Source organism: Pseudodesulfovibrio indicus (genome assembly GCF_001563225.1).
Classification (GTDB): domain Bacteria; phylum Desulfobacterota; class Desulfovibrionia; order Desulfovibrionales; family Desulfovibrionaceae; genus Pseudodesulfovibrio; species Pseudodesulfovibrio indicus.
Genome location: NZ_CP014206.1, coordinates 359,621 through 376,136, shown reverse-complemented (window position 1 = coordinate 376,136; position 16,516 = coordinate 359,621). Strand labels below are relative to the sequence as shown.

18 protein-coding genes are annotated in these 16,516 nt (G+C 66.0%); 14 read left to right on the top strand and 4 right to left on the bottom strand.

All coding sequences use genetic code 11. From position 1 onward, the window contains the following. Window positions 1-18 precede the first annotated feature (18 nt). On the bottom strand, window positions 19-369 hold the full coding sequence (locus AWY79_RS01825) for a TraR/DksA family transcriptional regulator (protein ID WP_066799546.1): 351 nt from the start codon (window positions 367-369) through the stop codon (window positions 19-21). 219 nt (window positions 370-588) lie between these two features. On the opposite strand from AWY79_RS01825, the gene AWY79_RS01820 reads away from it, so the two are divergent. The 10 genes from AWY79_RS01820 to metW all read left to right on the top strand — a co-directional run bounded on the left by AWY79_RS01820 (window position 589) and on the right by metW (window position 8,524). Then, window positions 589-1,032, top strand: coding sequence for a DMT family transporter (locus tag AWY79_RS01820; RefSeq protein ID WP_066799545.1), 444 nt, complete (start codon window positions 589-591; stop codon window positions 1,030-1,032). A 10-nt stretch (window positions 1,033-1,042) separates the two neighbouring features. Further along, on the top strand, window positions 1,043-1,906 hold the full coding sequence (locus tag AWY79_RS01815; protein WP_066799544.1) for a UbiA-like polyprenyltransferase: 864 nt from the start codon (window positions 1,043-1,045) through the stop codon (window positions 1,904-1,906). Between the two features lie 19 nt (window positions 1,907-1,925). Then, a complete protein-coding gene (locus AWY79_RS01810) occupies window positions 1,926-3,293 on the top strand; it encodes a mechanosensitive ion channel family protein (protein WP_078063565.1) in 1,368 nt (455 codons plus the stop codon). A gap of 3 nt (window positions 3,294-3,296) precedes the next feature. Continuing rightward, window positions 3,297-3,725: a rhodanese-like domain-containing protein gene (locus tag AWY79_RS01805; RefSeq protein WP_066799543.1), complete on the top strand. Its 429-nt coding sequence runs from the start codon at window positions 3,297-3,299 to the stop codon at window positions 3,723-3,725. After that, window positions 3,722-4,138: a FosX/FosE/FosI family fosfomycin resistance hydrolase gene (gene fosX / locus AWY79_RS01800; RefSeq protein WP_066799542.1), complete on the top strand. Its 417-nt coding sequence runs from the start codon at window positions 3,722-3,724 to the stop codon at window positions 4,136-4,138. Before AWY79_RS01805 ends, fosX begins: the two co-directional genes overlap by 4 nt. A gap of 11 nt (window positions 4,139-4,149) precedes the next feature. Then, window positions 4,150-5,310, top strand: a complete 1,161-nt coding sequence (locus tag AWY79_RS01795; protein WP_066799540.1) for an aminotransferase class III-fold pyridoxal phosphate-dependent enzyme — start codon at window positions 4,150-4,152, stop codon at window positions 5,308-5,310. A gap of 121 nt (window positions 5,311-5,431) precedes the next feature. Then, window positions 5,432-6,229, top strand: a complete 798-nt coding sequence (locus tag AWY79_RS01790; RefSeq protein WP_066799538.1) for an urease accessory protein UreH domain-containing protein — start codon at window positions 5,432-5,434, stop codon at window positions 6,227-6,229. A gap of 12 nt (window positions 6,230-6,241) precedes the next feature. Beyond that, window positions 6,242-6,652: a MarR family winged helix-turn-helix transcriptional regulator gene (locus AWY79_RS18525; protein ID WP_066799537.1), complete on the top strand. Its 411-nt coding sequence runs from the start codon at window positions 6,242-6,244 to the stop codon at window positions 6,650-6,652. Between the two features lie 91 nt (window positions 6,653-6,743). Further along, window positions 6,744-7,925 carry a homoserine O-acetyltransferase MetX gene (gene metX, locus AWY79_RS01780; protein ID WP_066799535.1) on the top strand — a complete coding sequence of 394 codons (1,182 nt, stop codon included), beginning with the start codon at window positions 6,744-6,746 and terminating at the stop codon, window positions 7,923-7,925. Next, the gene (gene metW, locus AWY79_RS01775) at window positions 7,922-8,524 is read left to right on the top strand and encodes a methionine biosynthesis protein MetW (RefSeq protein WP_066799533.1); all 603 of its coding nucleotides are present in this window, start codon (window positions 7,922-7,924) and stop codon (window positions 8,522-8,524) included. The genes metX and metW overlap by 4 nt, the downstream gene beginning before the upstream one ends. A gap of 204 nt (window positions 8,525-8,728) precedes the next feature. Here metW and AWY79_RS01770 read toward each other — a convergent pair whose 3' ends face one another. The 3 genes from AWY79_RS01770 to AWY79_RS01760 form a co-directional block, all read right to left on the bottom strand. Next, window positions 8,729-10,000 carry a glycosyltransferase gene (locus AWY79_RS01770; protein ID WP_066799530.1) on the bottom strand — a complete coding sequence of 424 codons (1,272 nt, stop codon included), beginning with the start codon at window positions 9,998-10,000 and terminating at the stop codon, window positions 8,729-8,731. Next, complete coding sequence (locus AWY79_RS01765) at window positions 10,000-11,163, bottom strand: glycosyltransferase family protein (RefSeq protein WP_066799528.1); 1,164 nt, start codon at window positions 11,161-11,163, stop codon at window positions 10,000-10,002. Before AWY79_RS01765 ends, AWY79_RS01770 begins: the two co-directional genes overlap by 1 nt. A 123-nt stretch (window positions 11,164-11,286) precedes the next feature. Further along, window positions 11,287-12,366 (bottom strand): radical SAM protein, encoded by a 1,080-nt coding sequence (locus AWY79_RS01760; protein ID WP_233490976.1) that lies wholly within the window; start codon window positions 12,364-12,366, stop codon window positions 11,287-11,289. A gap of 131 nt (window positions 12,367-12,497) precedes the next feature. On the opposite strand from AWY79_RS01760, the gene AWY79_RS01755 reads away from it, so the two are divergent. The 4 genes from AWY79_RS01755 to AWY79_RS01740 all read left to right on the top strand — a co-directional run bounded on the left by AWY79_RS01755 (window position 12,498) and on the right by AWY79_RS01740 (window position 15,995). Beyond that, window positions 12,498-13,277, top strand: a complete 780-nt coding sequence (locus AWY79_RS01755; RefSeq protein WP_066806916.1) for a polysaccharide deacetylase family protein — start codon at window positions 12,498-12,500, stop codon at window positions 13,275-13,277. 115 nt (window positions 13,278-13,392) lie between these two features. Continuing rightward, window positions 13,393-14,250: a GNAT family N-acetyltransferase gene (locus AWY79_RS01750; RefSeq protein ID WP_066799524.1), complete on the top strand. Its 858-nt coding sequence runs from the start codon at window positions 13,393-13,395 to the stop codon at window positions 14,248-14,250. A gap of 183 nt (window positions 14,251-14,433) precedes the next feature. Further along, the gene (locus tag AWY79_RS01745) at window positions 14,434-15,012 is read left to right on the top strand and encodes a WbuC family cupin fold metalloprotein (protein WP_066799522.1); all 579 of its coding nucleotides are present in this window, start codon (window positions 14,434-14,436) and stop codon (window positions 15,010-15,012) included. Between the two features lie 71 nt (window positions 15,013-15,083). Next, window positions 15,084-15,995: a DMT family transporter gene (locus AWY79_RS01740; protein ID WP_066799520.1), complete on the top strand. Its 912-nt coding sequence runs from the start codon at window positions 15,084-15,086 to the stop codon at window positions 15,993-15,995. The last annotated feature ends 521 nt before the right edge of the window (window positions 15,996-16,516 follow it).

Below are 16,516 nucleotides of genomic sequence, written 5' to 3'. Positions count from 1 at the left end.
TTGCCTCCGTGGGGGATGTTATGCGCAGCGGCGGTTCAGGCCTTCTTCCTCTGCGGCCTGGCAGGAGACGCACAGGCGCGCGGAGGGGTTGGCCTTGAGCCGGGCCACGCCGATGTCGCAGCCGCATTCCTCGCAGATGCCGTAGTCGGCGCAGGAGAGGCGCTTGAGGGCCTCCTCCATCTCGCGGACGCGGGCCACGCTGCGGCGGCGCATGGCCACGCTCAGCCCGTGCTGGGCGAGCTGGGCCGCGAAGTCGGTGTCGTCGGGGCAGTTCTCCAGGATGGAGATGCCGGTGTTCAATTGTCCGTTGATGGCGTGCAGGCCCTGCATGAGATGGGACCTGATTTCCCTGATCTGGTTCTCGGTCATGGTGCCTCCCGTTGGATGGACTTTGATGTTGCCTCTACCTAGTCCTTCCGACCGGTTCATGAATGGCGCTCAGGTGACGGGTGTTCGACATTTTCGCACTTCGGGCCCCTGGCGAAAACATGGACTCTGCGCGAAAAGACCGATACCATTCCGGGCGGATGCGCTGTCGCGTCCGACTAACTCTTGAAAAAGTCTAGATAATCACGAGGAGCGACGCTCATGAAATGGCTATTCGTTCTCTTTGCCCTGGCCGCCGGCGCGCTGATGCCGTTGCAGGCGGGCATCAACCTCCGGCTCAGGGGTTCCCTGGGCGATCCGGTGTGGGCCGCGGCGGTCTCCTTCGGTGTCGGCACCCTGGCGCTGCTCGGCTATCTGGCGGCCGCGCGGGTTCCCCTGCCGTCCATGGCCATGGCCGGGAGCGCCCCCCTGTGGTCGTGGACCGGCGGCGCGCTGGGCGCGTTCTTCGTGCTCGCGACCATCATCCTGGCGGGCCAGATCGGGGCCACGAGCATGATGGCCTGGCTCCTGGCGGGGCAGATGATGGCCGCGCTGGTGCTGGACCACTACGGCCTGGTGAGTTATCAGGTCCATACGGTGTCATGGCCGCGCATCGCCGGGGTGGGCCTGCTGCTGGCCGGCGCCTTCCTGGTCAACAAATACTGAGGGCGGATACATGGAGTTCGTGAAAAACCTGGCCGCCGTGTGCCGGATGATCAAGATAGAACACTCGGTGTTCGCCCTGCCGTTCGCGTACATGGGCGCGTTCCTGGCGGCCGGGGGATGGCCCGGGCTGTGGAACCTGGCGGTCCTGACCGTGGCCATGGTCGCGGTGCGCTCCTTTGCCATGGCCTTCAACCGCTACGCCGACCTGGACATCGACCGGGAGAACCCGCGCACCCAGAAGCGCGAGCTGGTCACGGGCGAGCTGTCCACGGGCTTCACCCTGATGTTCATCCTGACCACGGCCCTGGTCTTCATCGCGGCCTGCGCCCTGATGAACCCCCTGTGCCTCAAGCTGTCGCCCCTGGCCCTGGCCCTGTCGGCCTTCTACAGCTTCTGCAAGCGGATCACCCGCTGGTGCCATTTCGTGCTCGGCTCGGTGCTGGGGCTGGCCCCGGTGGCTGGTTGGCTCAGCGTGGACCCGGTCTTCACCCTGCCCGCGGTGCTGCTCTTCCTGGGCGTGACCCTGTGGGTGGCGGGCTTCGACCTGCTCTACGCCTGCCAGGACGCGGACTTCGACCGCGAGCGCGGGCTGCACTCCATCCCGGCCCGGCTGGGGGTCCCGGCGGCGCTGGGCGTCTCCTCCCTGAGCCACGCGGTGACCGGCGTGCTGTTCCTGCTGGCCGGCTGGGCCGCGAACCTGGGCGCGATCTATTTCGCGGTGGCCGCGCTGGTGGCCCTGACTCTGATGGCCGAGCACCTGCTGGTCAAGCCGGGCGACCTGAGCCGCGTGAACGTGGCCTTCTTCACCATGAACGGCGTCATCTCCGTGGTCCTGTTCCTGGCCACGGTCATCGACCTGGCGGTCCGAGGATAAGGGAGCGGGGAGGACGATCGTGAAAGAGCAGCTCATGCCGGTCATGGACAAGATTTCCGAGGTCCTCGTCTTCCTGGAGGGGTGGTTCCGCTCCAACGTCCTGACCTGGAAAACCGGCCTGCAATGGGTCTGGGCCGCTGTCGCGCTGCTCCTGGCCCTGCTGGTCTGGCGCGGGCTGCGCCCGAGGTTCGACAACTGGCGCGGCGGGCTGGCCGAGAATCCCGTGGGCCGGGCCGTGCTCTCCGGGGTGCTGAACATCGGCTGGCTGCTGCTCTTCCTGGGGCTGGCCCAGGCGGGCGTGCAGGTCTTCGAGGAGCTCGAATACGTCCCGTGGGTCCTGGACGCCGTGAGCCAGCTCGCCCTGGCCGGCATGGCCCTGCGGCTGCTCGCCCTGGGCATGCCCAACAAGGCGCTGGCGCGCAGCACGGCCACCGTGGTCTGGGTCTTCGTCAGTCTCCATATCCTCGGCCTGCTCACCCCGCTTACCTCGTTCCTGAACAACCTTTCGTTCACCATCGGCGAAACCCGGTTCTCGGCCCTGGATGGGTTCAAGGGGCTGATCCTGGCCACGATCTTCCTCCAGGCGGCGGTCATCCTCTCACGCATCGCGGTGGGCCGCATCACGGCCATGCGCGACGTGTCGCCCTCGGTCCAGGTGCTCCTCGGCAAGACCGTGAAGGTGGTCCTGTTCACCGTGGCCATCCTTATGGCCCTGTCCAGCGTGGGCATCGACCTGACCAGCCTGGCCATCTTCTCCAGCGCGCTCGGCGTGGGCATCGGCTTCGGGCTGCGGACCATATTTTCCAACTACGTGGCGGGCATCATCCTGCTCATGGACCGGTCCATCAAGCCGGGCGACACCATCGAGGTCGGCACGGTCTACGGCGTGGTCACCGGGGTGTTCGGGCGGTTTTCCTCGGTCCGCACCCGTGACGGCAAGGAGTACCTGATCCCCAACGAGCACTTCGTGACCAACGAGGTGGTCAACTGGACCTACTCCGACGCCGACGTGCGCATCCGCGTGCCGGTGGGCATCGCCTATGAATCCGACGTGAACAGGGCGCTCGAACTCATGGAGGAGGCCCCCAAGGGGTTGAACCGCATCCTGGCCTCGCCCGAGCCGCGCGCCCTGCTCGTGGAATTCGGCGACAGCTCCGTGAACCTGGAGCTTCGGATCTGGATAGCGGACACCAAGGACGGCGTGGGCAACATCAAGAGCGACCTGCTGCTGCGCATCTGGAACCTGTTCCACGAGAACGGCATCGAGTTCCCGTTCCCGCAGCGCGACGTGCTGCTCAAGCCCGGCTCGGCCCTGTCCGTGACCCTGGACAAGGGCGGGGACGGCGACGCCCCGAAGCCCCTCAAGAACCCCAACCCCGGAGAATAGGCCGTGCGCCTCGCCGTCTTCCTCCTCGTCCTGGCCGCCTTCGTGCTGCTGTGGGATGCGGGGTGGTGGCTGGCAGGCGTCCCCCCCATGTCGCCCCCGGCCCTGAAGCGCGCCCTGGCGGGAGACACCCCGCCCACGGTCATCGACGTGCGCACCCCGGCGGAGTTCGAGTTCTTCCGCATCCCCGGCGCGGTCAACGTGCCGTACCCGGCGGACCTCATCGACCTGGCCCGGGTGGCCCCGGACCCGTCCGCGCCCGTGGTCGTGGTCTGCATGACCGGCCACCGCTCGCCGCCCACGGTCAGGCAGATGCAGCGGGGCGGGTACACCAACGTGCGCAACCTCACGGGCGGCATGCTCGTCTGGAAGCTCTTCGGCGGCCCGACCGTCTCGGGCGAAACGGATTCCGGCCCCCCGGAGCCGGGCGAATGATCGAGGGGCTGAGCCACATCACCTTTATCGTCCGCGACCTGGATCGCATGACCGCGTTCCTGGCCGCCGTGTTCGACGCGGACCAGGTCTACGACAGCGGCGACGCAACCTTTTCCCTCTCCCGCGAGCGGTTCTTCCGCATCGCCGGGGTCTGGGTGGCCGTGATGGAAGGCGACCCGCTGCCCGAGCCGACCTACAACCACGTGGCCTTCAAGATCCCGGAGAGCGAATTCGACGCCTACGAGGCGCGCGTGCGCGGTTGCGGGGTCGAGGTCCGCGCTGCCCGCCCCCGGGTGGCGGGCGAGGGGCGCTCCCTCTATTTTCACGATCACGACAACCATCTCTTCGAGCTGCACACCGGCACCCTGGAGGAACGCCTGGCCGCCTATGCGCAGGCGAAACCGACACCCTGACGAGGCATGGTATGAAGACCTTTCCCTTTCCCGGCTACGAACCGCTGCTGCCCGACATCGTCCGGGCCGACAACTGCTCCCTGTACGACGCCGGGGGCAAACGCTACGTGGACCTGGAGTCCGGGGTGTGGTGCACGTCGGTGGGCCACGGCAATCCGGCGGTGAAGCGGGCCCTGGTCGAGCAGTTGGAGTCCGTGGCCCACGTGGGGTTCAACTACGGCTCCGGCGTGGTCGAGGAGGCCGCCGGAGCGGTCCTGGAACTGCTCGGCCATGAGGGCGGGCGGTGCGCCTTTCTCTGCTCGGGCAGCGAGGCCGTGGAGTACGGGATGCGGGTCATGCGGTCCGTGCTGGACGGGGCCGAGGTGATGATCCTGAGCGATTCCTATTGCGGGGCCTACGGCGACGCATCCCGGCGCGGGGAAGGGTGGTTCGCGTTCGACTGGTTCGATTGCGACGGGTGCGGGCGCAAGACGTGCTCCCAGGACTGCGCCCGTTGGGCGGCCATCCCCTTTAACTCCGTCGGCGGCTTCCTCTTCGAGCCGGGCAGCTCGTCCGGCCTGGTCCGCTTTCCGCCCGCGCAGCTCGTCGAGTCCATCGCTCGGACCCTGTCGGCCAAGGGCGGCCTGTTCATGGTCAACGAAGTGACCACCGGCATGGGCCGCACAGGCAAATGGTTCGGCTACCAGCACTACGGTGTGCAGCCGGATATCGCGGCCCTGGGCAAGGGCGTGGGCAACGGCTATCCGGTGTCGGTCGCGTCCCTGAGCGCGGGCGTGGCCGATCGGCTGGGCCAGACGCCCATCCCCTACGGACAGTCCCATCTCAACGATCCGCTGGGCGCGGCGGTGGTCCGGTCCGTGGTGGGCGAGATCAGGGAACGGCGGCTCATCGAACGGGCCGGATACCTCTCGGACATACTGCTCCCCGGTTTGCGGGCCATCGCCGAAGCCTGCCCTCGGGATGTCGCGGTGCGCGGGCGCGGGCTCATGGCGGTCATGGACCTGGCCATGGACCCGGCGGACGCGGCCGAACTCCACCGGGAGCTGGTCCGCTCCGGGTACGTCTGCGGCCTGCGGCCCGGGACCTGCGTGCTGCGCATGGACCCGGCCCCGACCATCGACGAGGCCGATCTGCGCGCCTTCCTCCACGCCCTTCGTCCCCTGGCGGCCTGATTCCGACCCCCGCGCCGCCGCGTTCGGACAGTGCCGGGATTTTAGCTTGACACTCAAACTAATCTCCGCCTAGAAGGTTTGAAAGTCAAACTATACCCACTTCAAACAAATTGGACGGAACATGGAATTCGATTCGATATTCTGGGTGGCGCTTCAGTCGAGCCTGATCCTCGGCCTGGTGCACGGGGTCAATCCGTGCGGGCATTCCTGGCTGGTCCTGGCCCCCTTCGTCTACGGCGAGAAGCGTGGCCGGAGGGTGCTGGCCCTGACCCTGGCGTTCATCTCCGGCACCACCCTGGCCTGCCTGCTCATCGGCCTGACCCTGGGGTCGGTCTCCCTGGCCATCCCGGAATCCTTCACCCTGTACGTGGATGTGGCGACCTTCGCCGTCCTGCTGGTCCTGGGGCTGATCCTGATTTTCAGGCCGCATTTGCTGCACAGCCACGACCACGATCATGGCCATGACCATGACCACGATCACGGCCACCATCACCACGCCCATGACCACGATCACGACCACGATCACGACCACCATGACGATCATGACCACGGCCACGAGCACGAGCACGGCGCGGCCTGCGGCTGCACCGGCCGCGGCGGCTCCGTCCGGTCGGCGCGGTCCATGACCGTCTGGGGGCTGTTCACCATCGGGTTCGTGAACATGATCGTGCCCTGCCCGACCGTGGCGTTGATGTACGGCTACGCCCTGGATTCCGGCAGCGTGTTCAAGGGTACGGCGGTCTTCGGGGTCTATGCCGTGGGCACGGGCATCGCGCTGGGCGCGGTGATCTACGCCATCTACCGGGCGGCCTCCATGGTCCGCACCCTGACCCAGGAATGGGTGGAGCCGCTGGTCATGCGCACCGCCGGGGTCATGACCATAGCCTTCGGGGCGTACAGCCTGTATACGTCTTTGTAGAGGGAGGGATGGATGATCGGCAAAATCAATCACGCCATAGTGGAGTTCTTCGAGAAGCTCTCGTCCTGGGAGCACGACGTGGTCCGCGAGAAGGGCATGACCCTGCCGCAGATGCACACCCTGGAGGTGCTCGGCATCCACGGCTCCATGCGCATGAAGGAGCTGGCCGAGGCCATGGGCATCACCACCGGCACCCTGACCGTGCTGGTGGACCGGCTGGAGGACAAGGGGTGCGTGCGCCGCGTGCCCCACGACACGGACCGCCGGTCCATCAACGTGGAGCTGGCCGAGGAAGGGCGCAAGCTCTTCGAGGAGCACGACCGGCTGCACCAGCGCCTCACCGAGGACCTGGTGGCCGCCTGCCCCGCCGAGGACCGCGAGGCGCTCCTGCGCTGCCTGACCAGCATGAACAGCCAGTTCTAGGTCCGGACCGTCTCCCCGGTCGCGCATCGCGCCGGGTTCACCCTTGACCGCGCCATTGACCGAACCCGCCGCCTGTCTTACTTTCGGCGGCATGAGCGAATACATCGATCAGATCGAGACAGGGGCGTCCGTGGGGCTGGTGGAGAAGCGTCTCTTCACCTTTGCCGGGGACGAGCCGCTGGTCCTCGAATCCGGGCGCAGCCTCGGGCCGGTGACCCTGGCCTATGAAACCTGCGGGACCCTCAACGCCGACAAATCCAACGCCATCCTGGTCTGCCACGCCCTGACCGGGGACTCGCACGTGGCCGGGTTCTACGCCGAAGACGATCCCAAGCCCGGCTGGTGGGACATCATGGTCGGGCCGGGCAAGCCCATCGACACCGACAAATTCTTCGTCATCTGCTCCAACGTCATCGGCGGGTGCATGGGGTCCACCGGGCCGCAGTCCCCCGACCCGGCCGCGGGCAAACCCTACGGCGCGTCTTTCCCGGTGGTCACCATCGGCGACATGGTCCGCTGCCAGCGGCGGCTGGTCGAGTCCCTGGGCATCGGGACGCTGCTCGCCGTGGTCGGCGGGTCCGTGGGCGGCATGCAGGTCCTGGAGTGGTCCGTGCGCTATCCGCACATGGTCCGCGCCGCCGTGCCCCTGGCCACCACCACCAAGCACTCGGCCCAGGCCATCGCCTTCAACGAGGTCGCCCGCCAGGCGATCATGGCCGACCCCAAGTGGAACCGGGGCGACTACTACGAGACCGGGCGGCCCGAACACGGCCTGGCCGTGGCCCGCATGGTCGGGCACATCACCTATCTGTCCGACGAATCCATGCGCCACAAGTTCGACCGCAGGCTTCAGGACCGCGTGGAGCTGTCCTTCGATTTCGAGGCCGACTTCCAGGTGGAGTCCTACCTGCGCTACCAGGGCAACAAGTTCGTGGAGCGGTTCGACGCCAACTCCTTCCTCTACCTGACCAAGGCCGCCGACTATTTCAACCTGGAGAACCAGTACGGGGACGGCTCCCTGGTGGCCGCGTTTTCCCGCGCCCAGTGCCGCTACCTGGTGGTCTCCTTCACCTCGGACTGGCTCTATCCCACCTACCAGTCCAAGACCATGGTCAAGGCCCTGAAGAAGAACGGGCTGGACGTCTCGTTCTGCGAGATCGAGGCCCCCTGGGGCCACGACGCCTTCCTGCTGCCCAACACCCGGCTGTCCGACCTGCTCTCCGGGTTCCTGAACAAGGTCTGCGCCCGCTGCGGCATAGGAGGGTGTTCATGAGATTCGACCTTCAAGTCATCGCTTCCTGGATAGAGCCGGAGAGCCGCGTGCTCGACCTCGGCTGCCGCACCGGCTCGCTGCTGGCCCACCTGACCGAGGAGAAGCACATCGACGGCACCGGCATCGAGATCGACGAGGACGCCGCGGGCCAGGCCATCGCCAAGGGCCTCTCGGTGATCCACGGCGACATCTACGAGGAGATAGAGGATTACCCGGACAACGCCTTCGACTACGTCATCCTCTCCCAGGCGCTGATGCAGGTCCTGGATCCCGAGACCATCCTCCGCGAGATGCTCCGCGTGGGGCGCTTGGGCATCGTCTCCTTCCCCAACTTCACCCACTACCGAAACCGGCTCCAGATGCTTTTCACCGGGCGCGCGCCCATGTCCAAGGAGCTGCCATACGAGTGGTACAACACGCCCAACCTGCGGGTCATCCCGATCATCGACTTCCGCCGGTTCTGCAAACACCTGGGCGTGCCCATCGTCAAGGAAGTCGCCATCTCCACCCACCATCACGACGAGCAGGGCAAGGTCATCACCTTCCTGCCCAATCTCTTTGCCACCTTCGGCATCTTCATGCTCGGCCAGGCCCGCTAGGCCCGGGCTGCCGCAAATCGCGGGATTGTTTTCGAAGAAACACGAAACGAAGGGAAACTTACCCTACCGGAAAGCCCTCGCAAAGCGACCCAAAAAGTTTGGAAGGGAAGAGGGGATGGGGGTCCGGGGGAAGGGGAGAGGGGAAACTTTTACAAAAGTTTCCCCTCTCCCCTTCCCCCGGCCGCCGGAGGCGCTCTCCTCCGCCTACTCCCCGCAGGGCACGCCGTGGCTCTTGTAGATGGCGCCGAGGTCGCGGATGAGTTTCTTGTTGTTAAAGACCGCGTGGGCGCGGTCGACGGCGGCGGGGATGATGGCCCGGCGCAGTTCGTCGTCGGTCAGGATGCGGCGGATGATCGCGGCCAGGGCGTCGGGATCGTTGGACGGGCAGAGCAGGCCGGTCTGTTCGTGGGTCACCAGCTCGGGCACGCCGGACACGTCGGTGGCGGCCACGGGCACGCCGGTGGCCATGGCTTCGGCCACCACGTTGGGGATGCCGTCGCGGTCCCCGTCCTTGGCCTTGCGGCAGCCGAGCGTGAAGCAGTCGGCGTCGTTCAGGAGCCGGATGACCTCGTCGTGGGTGATGGTGCCGGGCAGGGTGGTGACGTCGTCCAGCCCCAGCTCGTTGATGAGATTTCTGATCCTGCGGTTGAACTTGGCCTTGCCCTCGCCCACCAGGGTGTAGCGGAACTCAAGCCCTTCGGCCCGGAGCTTGGCCAGGGCTCGAAGCACGGTGTCCAGCCCCTTCTTCTCCACGAACCGGGCCACGGTCAGGATGTGGTAGGGCGGTTCGGCCTCGGGCCGGCGGTCGCCCGGCGAGAACAGGTCGAGGTTGATGCCGTGGTACACGCAGTGGATGGGGTTGCCGTTGGCCACGTGCTCGCGCAGGTACTGCTCGTTGTACCGGGTGCAGGTGACCACGAACCGGGCGCGTTCCACCTTGTCCTCGATGCGGCGCGGGTCCTGGGTGTAGATGTCCTTGGCGTGGGCGGTGAAGGAAAAGGGGACGTCCGCGAGGAAGGCGGCGTACATGGTCACCGTGGTCGGGGTATGGGCGAAGTGTCCGTGCAGGTGGCCGAGGTCCACGCCGTCGTCGAGCACGGACTTCTGCATGATGTACCCGGCCTGGAGCATGTGCTTGACCCAGGTGTGTTTCTTGGGCGCCAGGCGGAACCGCTGCTTCATCAGCTTGAGGCAGTCCAGGTAGCGCCGGGGCATGCGCGCGAACAGCCGGGCGTTGTGGTAGAGCAGCGCGGGCAGGCCGAGGAGCATGGACGAGGGCAGGTAGGTGACGCCCGCCTTGATGGCCGCGATGGACTCGTGGGAGAAATTTTCGCGCGGGGCGCGCATGGAGTAGATGTGGATCTTGAACCCCATCTCTTCCAGGAGGCGAATTTCGTTGGAGATGAAGGTCTCGGAAATGCGTGGATACCCCTTGAGCACCATGCCCAGGGTTCGCTGGCCTGTGTTGGCGGTCATCAGCAGTTCTCGCGGAAGAATTGGAGCCGTTCGCGCATGACGTCGAGTCCGGTCATGGCGAAGGAGTCGAGTTCGGCGGTGTAGGGCGCGGGGTCGGCGAGCAGGGCGTTGATCTTTTCGCGCATGGTTTCGGGCGTGACCCGGCCCCATTCGATGTAGTCGCACAGCCCGCGTTTCTTGAACGCCTCGGCGCGGAGGAGCTGTTCCTGGCGCGGGTTGTCGCGCGGGATGACGAGGGCGGGCTTCTTGAGCGACAGGATTTCGCACATGGTGTTGTAGCCGCCCATGGAGACCACCAGGTCCGCCTTGGCCATCCGCTTCTCCATGTTGCGCACGAACGGCTTGATCTGGACCTTGAGGGCGCGGGCGCGGTCCGCCAGCTCGTCCAGGCGCTCCGGGGAGAGGAACGGGCCGGTGATCATCAGGGTCTTGAAGTCCACGGTGCCGTTGGTCTCCAGCATGCGCAGGTAGGTGTCGAGCACGGTGTAGCCGTCGCCGCCGCCGCCGATGGTGACCACCACCTGCTTGTGCTTGCGCTTGGCCTTGCGCGCGGTCGGGATCATGCGCGGGATGTAGCCGGTGAACACGGTCTTGGCCGCGATGTCCGCCGGGAAGGCGTACTCGGTGATGGGGTCGTACATCTCCTTGGTGCCGTAGACCCATATCTCGGAGTACAGCTCGCGCAGGACCTCGGGAAATTTCTTGCGCTTCCAGTCGGCGCGGGTGGACGCGGCGTCGTCCAGGATGTCGCGCAGGCCGAGGACCACGCGGGAGCAGGGCAGCTTCTTGTTCATCCACTTGAGGGTCGGCAGGACCTCGCCCTTGAGGCCGGTGGGGACCTTGTCCACCACGAAGAGGTCCGGCTTGAACGCCTTGGCCGTGGACAAAATGATGTTCTTGCGGATGGAGATGGCGATCTTGGGGTCCACCTTGATGGAGTGGGGGACGTAGATCACGTTGGTTTTCTTGATCATGCCGGGCATGCGCACGAAATCGATACCCTTGGGGAAGGAATAGCGGCCGACTATGGGGGAGCCGGTGACGATGAGGATGTTCACTTCCGGCCCCACCAGGTTCCTGGCGATGGCCATGGTGCGGCGGATGTGTCCCAGACCGTAAGTGTCGTGGGAGTACATCAGGATGTTGTAGTTGTGCGATTCCATGATTATGCGCGTGTCACAAAAAAAAGCCGGACATACCATCTACTCCGGCAATGGCAGGACTTTATCGGCTTGTGAAGGTTCTGTCCAGAACAGGGCCGTCAAAAGGGGAGATTTCCCCGAACTTTAGTCGGGGCGGGCGTTCGCGTTCACATCCAGGCAGATTTGCGGATCGAAATCGGGGTGTTGCGAGCGCGCCCCGTCGAGGTTCGCGACGTAGAGCCGGTTGTCCGGGACCAGTTTCAGGGCGGACTCGAACCATTGCCTGGCCTCGTCCCTTTCGCCGCGCCGCCAGGCGAGCACGCCGAGGTTGTTCTCGGCGCAGGGGTTGCCGGGGGAACCGGCCAGGGCCTGCTCGAAGGCGAGGCGCGAATCCTCGTTGGCGGCCACCACCGCGTACTGCACCCCGCGCACCAGGTCGGCCTGGGCATAGGTCAGCCGGACGTGGTCCAGTCCCCGGCACGGGCACCGTTTCTTGGTGCACGGCGGGAATCCCTCGTAGAGGTGCACCTTGTCCATGACGTTGCCGAGCACCGTCTTGTCGCCGGGGCAGCGGAACACGGTCCCGTCCGGCTCCAGACGCAGCAGGGTGCGGCCCGCCGAACAGGGCAGCCCCTGGAAATTGAAGGCCACCTTCTTGCCCTGCTCCGGGTGGCCGCCGAAGACCTTATCGGCCCGGTCTCCGTAGGCCTCGGGATAGCGCCGCCCCTCGTGCTCGCCCCGGAAGGGGCGCGGGGTGATGGCGATGCCGTGCTCGGCGAAGAAGGCGCGGTCGCGGGCGAACCGTTCCTCCAGGGAGGGGTGGACCACGTAGTTGACGATGACTTCGAACCCCTTGTCCAGGAGCAGCCGCGCGTTCCTGATGAAGGCGTCCACGCCCTTGATCCGCTCGCGCTCCTCGATGTGCAGGGCCACGTAGAGGTTGTGGACCCGGGCCGGGTCGATGCGCTCGGCGAACTCGCGCACCTTGGAGGACACGGACAGGTTGGTGTCGATGCCGATGACGTGGTTGCGGGTCAGGGTCTCGCAGATGTCGATGATGCCGGGATAGATGAACGGCTCGCCGCCGGTCAGGCCGACCTTCCAGGGCTTGCCGGTCGCGTCGAGGAAACCGCTGATGCGCTCCGCGTCCAGGGTCTCGGTGACCGGGGTGTTGTCGTGGGGAAAATAACAGTATTCGCAGCGGAAATTGCATTTCCGCGTCATGTTCCAGATCATTCTGTTGGACGGGACGTTCATGACTTTCGGCCTCCGTGCACGGTCGTGCCACATTGTCCGTGAAAATGCCAGCGCGGGTAGTGGCTTTTATTTTGTTCCTCTGCTACAACAGCCATCCCATGACTATCGACTATATGAAAACGCTGCTCCACGAATTGGACGCCTGGAAGGACGCGGGCCGGACCGCCGAATTCTGGTGGCGCGACGACGACGCGGCCGAACCCTCGGTGGAACTCGACCGGCTGATCCGGTTGAGCGACCGGTTCGGCGTGCCCTGCGGCCTGGCCACGGTTCCGGCCCTGGCGGGCGAACCCCTGCGCAAGGGGCTGTCCCATGCCAGCCACATCTGGATTCTGCAGCACGGCTACGCCCACAAGAACCGCGCCCAGTCCGGCGGCGGCGCCTGGGAACTGGGGGCCCACCGGCCCAAGTCCGAGGTCCTGGAGGAGCTCCGCCAGGGCATGGGCAAGCTGACCCAGCTGTTCAAGGGCCGTTTCGTGCCCGTGCTGGTGCCGCCGTGGAACCGCATCGACCCGGAGTTGTTCCCGTACCTGCCGGTGATGGGGTACCGGGGGTTGTCCACCAGTTACAAGAAGGGGCGGCCCAATCCGTCCGTCGAACTGCGCGTGGCCGACGCCCACTGCGACGTGCTGCACTGGAAGGACAAGCCCGCCGTGCGTTTTTCCGGGGCCGAGAAGTGCGTGAAATTGCTGGTGGATCACCTGCGCGACAAACGCACGGGCGAGGTCGACGCCAGCGAACCGACCTGCCTTTTGACGCACCATATGGTCATGGACGACGACGCCTGGGAATTTGTGGAAGCGCTCTTTGCCGCCACCTCGGAACACCCCGCAGCGGCCTGGATCACCCCGGCCGAAATCTGGCCGCCAAAGGCGTAGGCAGGGGGCGAACCCACGCCCAGCATGGTTTTCCGAACAAAATGACCGCTTTCTGCTTGCACACCGCAGGCGAACGATCTACCGTCCCTCTCGAACCTTTTCCGAGAGGATTGCCATGACCGCCATCTTGCGTCGTATGACCCCCGCCGACATCGACGATGTCTGCGCCCTGCTGCATGAGAACATGAACTCCAAGTTTTCCGTGGCGCGCTGGCGCGCGCTCTTCTCCCCCTCCTGGTGCGGCGGCAAGCCGGATCTGGGGATAGTGGCCGAAGACAACGGACGCATCGTGGGCGTGCACGGCCACGTCTGTTCCTATCGGGTCATCGACGGCCGCCGCGAGCGGTTCCTCAATTTCACCTCCTGGTACATCCTCAAGGAGTACCGCAGGCAGGGGCTGGGCTCCGGCATGCTGTCCATGGCCACCGCCGACCCGGAGGTGACCTGCACGGTCTTCTCCCTCTCCCCCCGGCAGACCGAGTTCTTCAAGACCCTGGGCATGAGCGTGCTCGAAGAGGACCGGCTGCTCTGGCGCAAGACCGGCAAGGCCTATGAAAACCTGGAGCTGGTCTCCGACCCGGTCAAGATCCGGCAGTGCTGCGACCTGGGCGACATCCGCGTCTTCGACGACCACAAGGACCTGCCGGTCATCCCGGTGCTGGTCATGACCAAGTGCACCCAGTGCCTGCTGTTCCTGTCCCGCGCGGTCAAGCACGGCGGCGTGATCTACTACGACGTGCTCTACCGCTCCAACCCCAAGCTCTTCACCGAGCGGGTCCAGGACATCGCCGAGGCCCTGCTGCCCGACGACGAGTGCGTGCTGGCGGCCGACCGCCGGTTCGTGGAGGGCGACGCGGGCGGCGAGATCGAGACCATCAAGTCCCCGCGCTTCTTCAAGTCCAGCCGCGTGCAGCCCAAGGACATCGACCTGGCCTACTCCGAGATCCCCCTGCTGGGACTCAAGCTCGATTAGCAGGCCGTTTTCAACGGCAACCCGCCTTGCGGCGGCAAACGGTGCAAACCGGAGCGCGCTTCGGCCCCGGGCTGAGGTTGGGCCTTGCGCCGCCTCGTTTTTGCGCGGACTGCGGCCTCGACGTTCCAGCAAAACAGTATACCGCCCTTGCCCAAAACGTGCCGGAAGGGTACGGAGTAGGGCATGAGCGAAGAGAAAACCTACCCCACCGCCCTGGAAGCGCCCCGGTCCGACGTCACCCACCTGACCCTGACCCTGGTGGGCGAGCTGCTGGCGCGTTCGCGGCAGAGCCCGCGCAAGCGGCTGCTGCAGAAACTCCACAAATCCGTCGAGGCCCCGGCGCACCGCATGTTCAACGCCATGCAGCCCGGCACCTACGTCATGCCCCACCGGCACCTCGACCCGCCCAAGGACGAGACCCTGCTGGTCATGGCCGGTTCCATGCTCTTCATCCGCTTCACCGACGACGGCGAGATCGCGGAGCAGACCCTGCTCCAGCCCGGCACCGAGATATTCGGTGTGGACGTGGCCCCGCACATCTACCACACCTACATCCCGCTCAAGCCGGACACCCTGGTCTTCGAATGCAAGACCGGCCCCTACGCCGAGGAATCGGACAAGGACGTGCCGTCCTGGGCGCCACGTGAAGGGACCCCGGAGGCCGAGGCGTACCTGCTGGAGCTGCTGCGGAGCCTGGCCGCCAAGGCGAGCGCCGAGGCCGAGGCCGTCCGGGCGGAGCGGGGCGAGGAACCGGACCAGTAGCCCGGCTTTCCTTGCCCCCCGGCATCGAATCGCGTACAGGGGATGATCTATTTTCGTAAGGAGCTCTCCCCGTGAATACCCGCGCCCTCCGCGCCGACGTCCTCCTCTTCCTGACCGCCGCCATCTGGGGGTTGGCTTTCGTGGCCCAGCGCGTGGGCATGGAGCACGTCGGCCCCCTGACCTTCAACGGCATCCGTTTCGCCCTGGGCGCACTCGCCCTGACCCCCCTGATCATGGTTCTGGAAAAGAGGCGCGCGCCCGGTTTCGCGGGCGCGGACCGCAAGGGCATGGCCGTGGGCGGGCTCCTGCTCGGGCTGGCCCTGTTCGCGGGCGCGACCCTGCAACAGGTCGGGTTGGCCGGTCCGCAGCTGGCCGAGTTCGGCCTGGAGGCCTCCACCGCGGGCAAGGCCGGATTCATCACCGGGCTGTACGTGGTCCTGGTGCCCCTCTTCGGCCTCCTCCTGGCCCAGCGGCCCGGCTGGGGGACCTGGGTGGGCGCTGGGCTCGCCGTGGTCGGCATGTACCTGCTCTCCGTCACCGCGGACCTGACCATCTCCTTCGGCGACCTGCTCGTGCTCGTGGGCGCGTTTTTCTGGGCGGGCCACGTCCTGCTGGTGGGCAAGCTGTCCCCCGGCCTGGACGGGGTGGACGCCATCAAGCTGTCCACGGTGCAGTTCGCGGCCTGCGCGGTGCTCTCGCTCTTCGGCGCGGTGGTCACCGAGGAGATTTCCCTGGCGGGAATCATGGGCGCGGCCCCGGCCATCGCCTACGGCGGCCTCATGTCCGTGGGGGTGGCCTATACCCTGCAGGTGGTGGCCCAGCGGGACGCGCAGCCCGCGCACGCGGCCATCATCCTCAGCCTGGAGTCGGTGTTCGCCGCCATCGGCGGGTGGATCATGCTCGGGGAGGTGCTGACCACCAGGGGATTGGTGGGGTGCGGGTTGATGCTGGCGGGGATGGTCTTGAGTCAGTTGAGACCGTAGTTTTCTTTTTTTTGGGGGGGGAGGGGACTCCTGCTTCCGGTGTTTTTATGGAGGAGGGAGAGCCGTGGCTGTCGCTCCTCCATGTTTTTTGGGACCTTCCCGGCGGGGTTTTCCTTTCCCGGGCGAAAGGAAAGAACCAAAGAAACGCCGGGGGGGCATCCCCGCCCGAGTTTCACCGCCAAGAACCCGATCCGCTCTGCGAAGCCTTCCGGCTCCATCTGATCATAAGTAAAGTGCGAGCCTCCACGGGAACGCCCCTTTCATGGAATACCTCCGGGTCACGGGAACGGAGCCGCCGCCCCTTCGCGGTCGGGTTCTAGGCGTCCGGAACAGGGCTCGCTGCGGGCGGCTTGACGGTACGAAGGGCGATGGAAGAAGGCCTTTGAGCGGGACTCCGGTGCAGGAGAGCCATTGTGCTGCGCCTTGAAGGCGCTCCTTGGGATCTTGCGTTGTTACCGGATTGTTGCCTGGTCGTTATGGGAATGACGGGCGGGCCGGAACGGGAATGGTTAGATATTGTT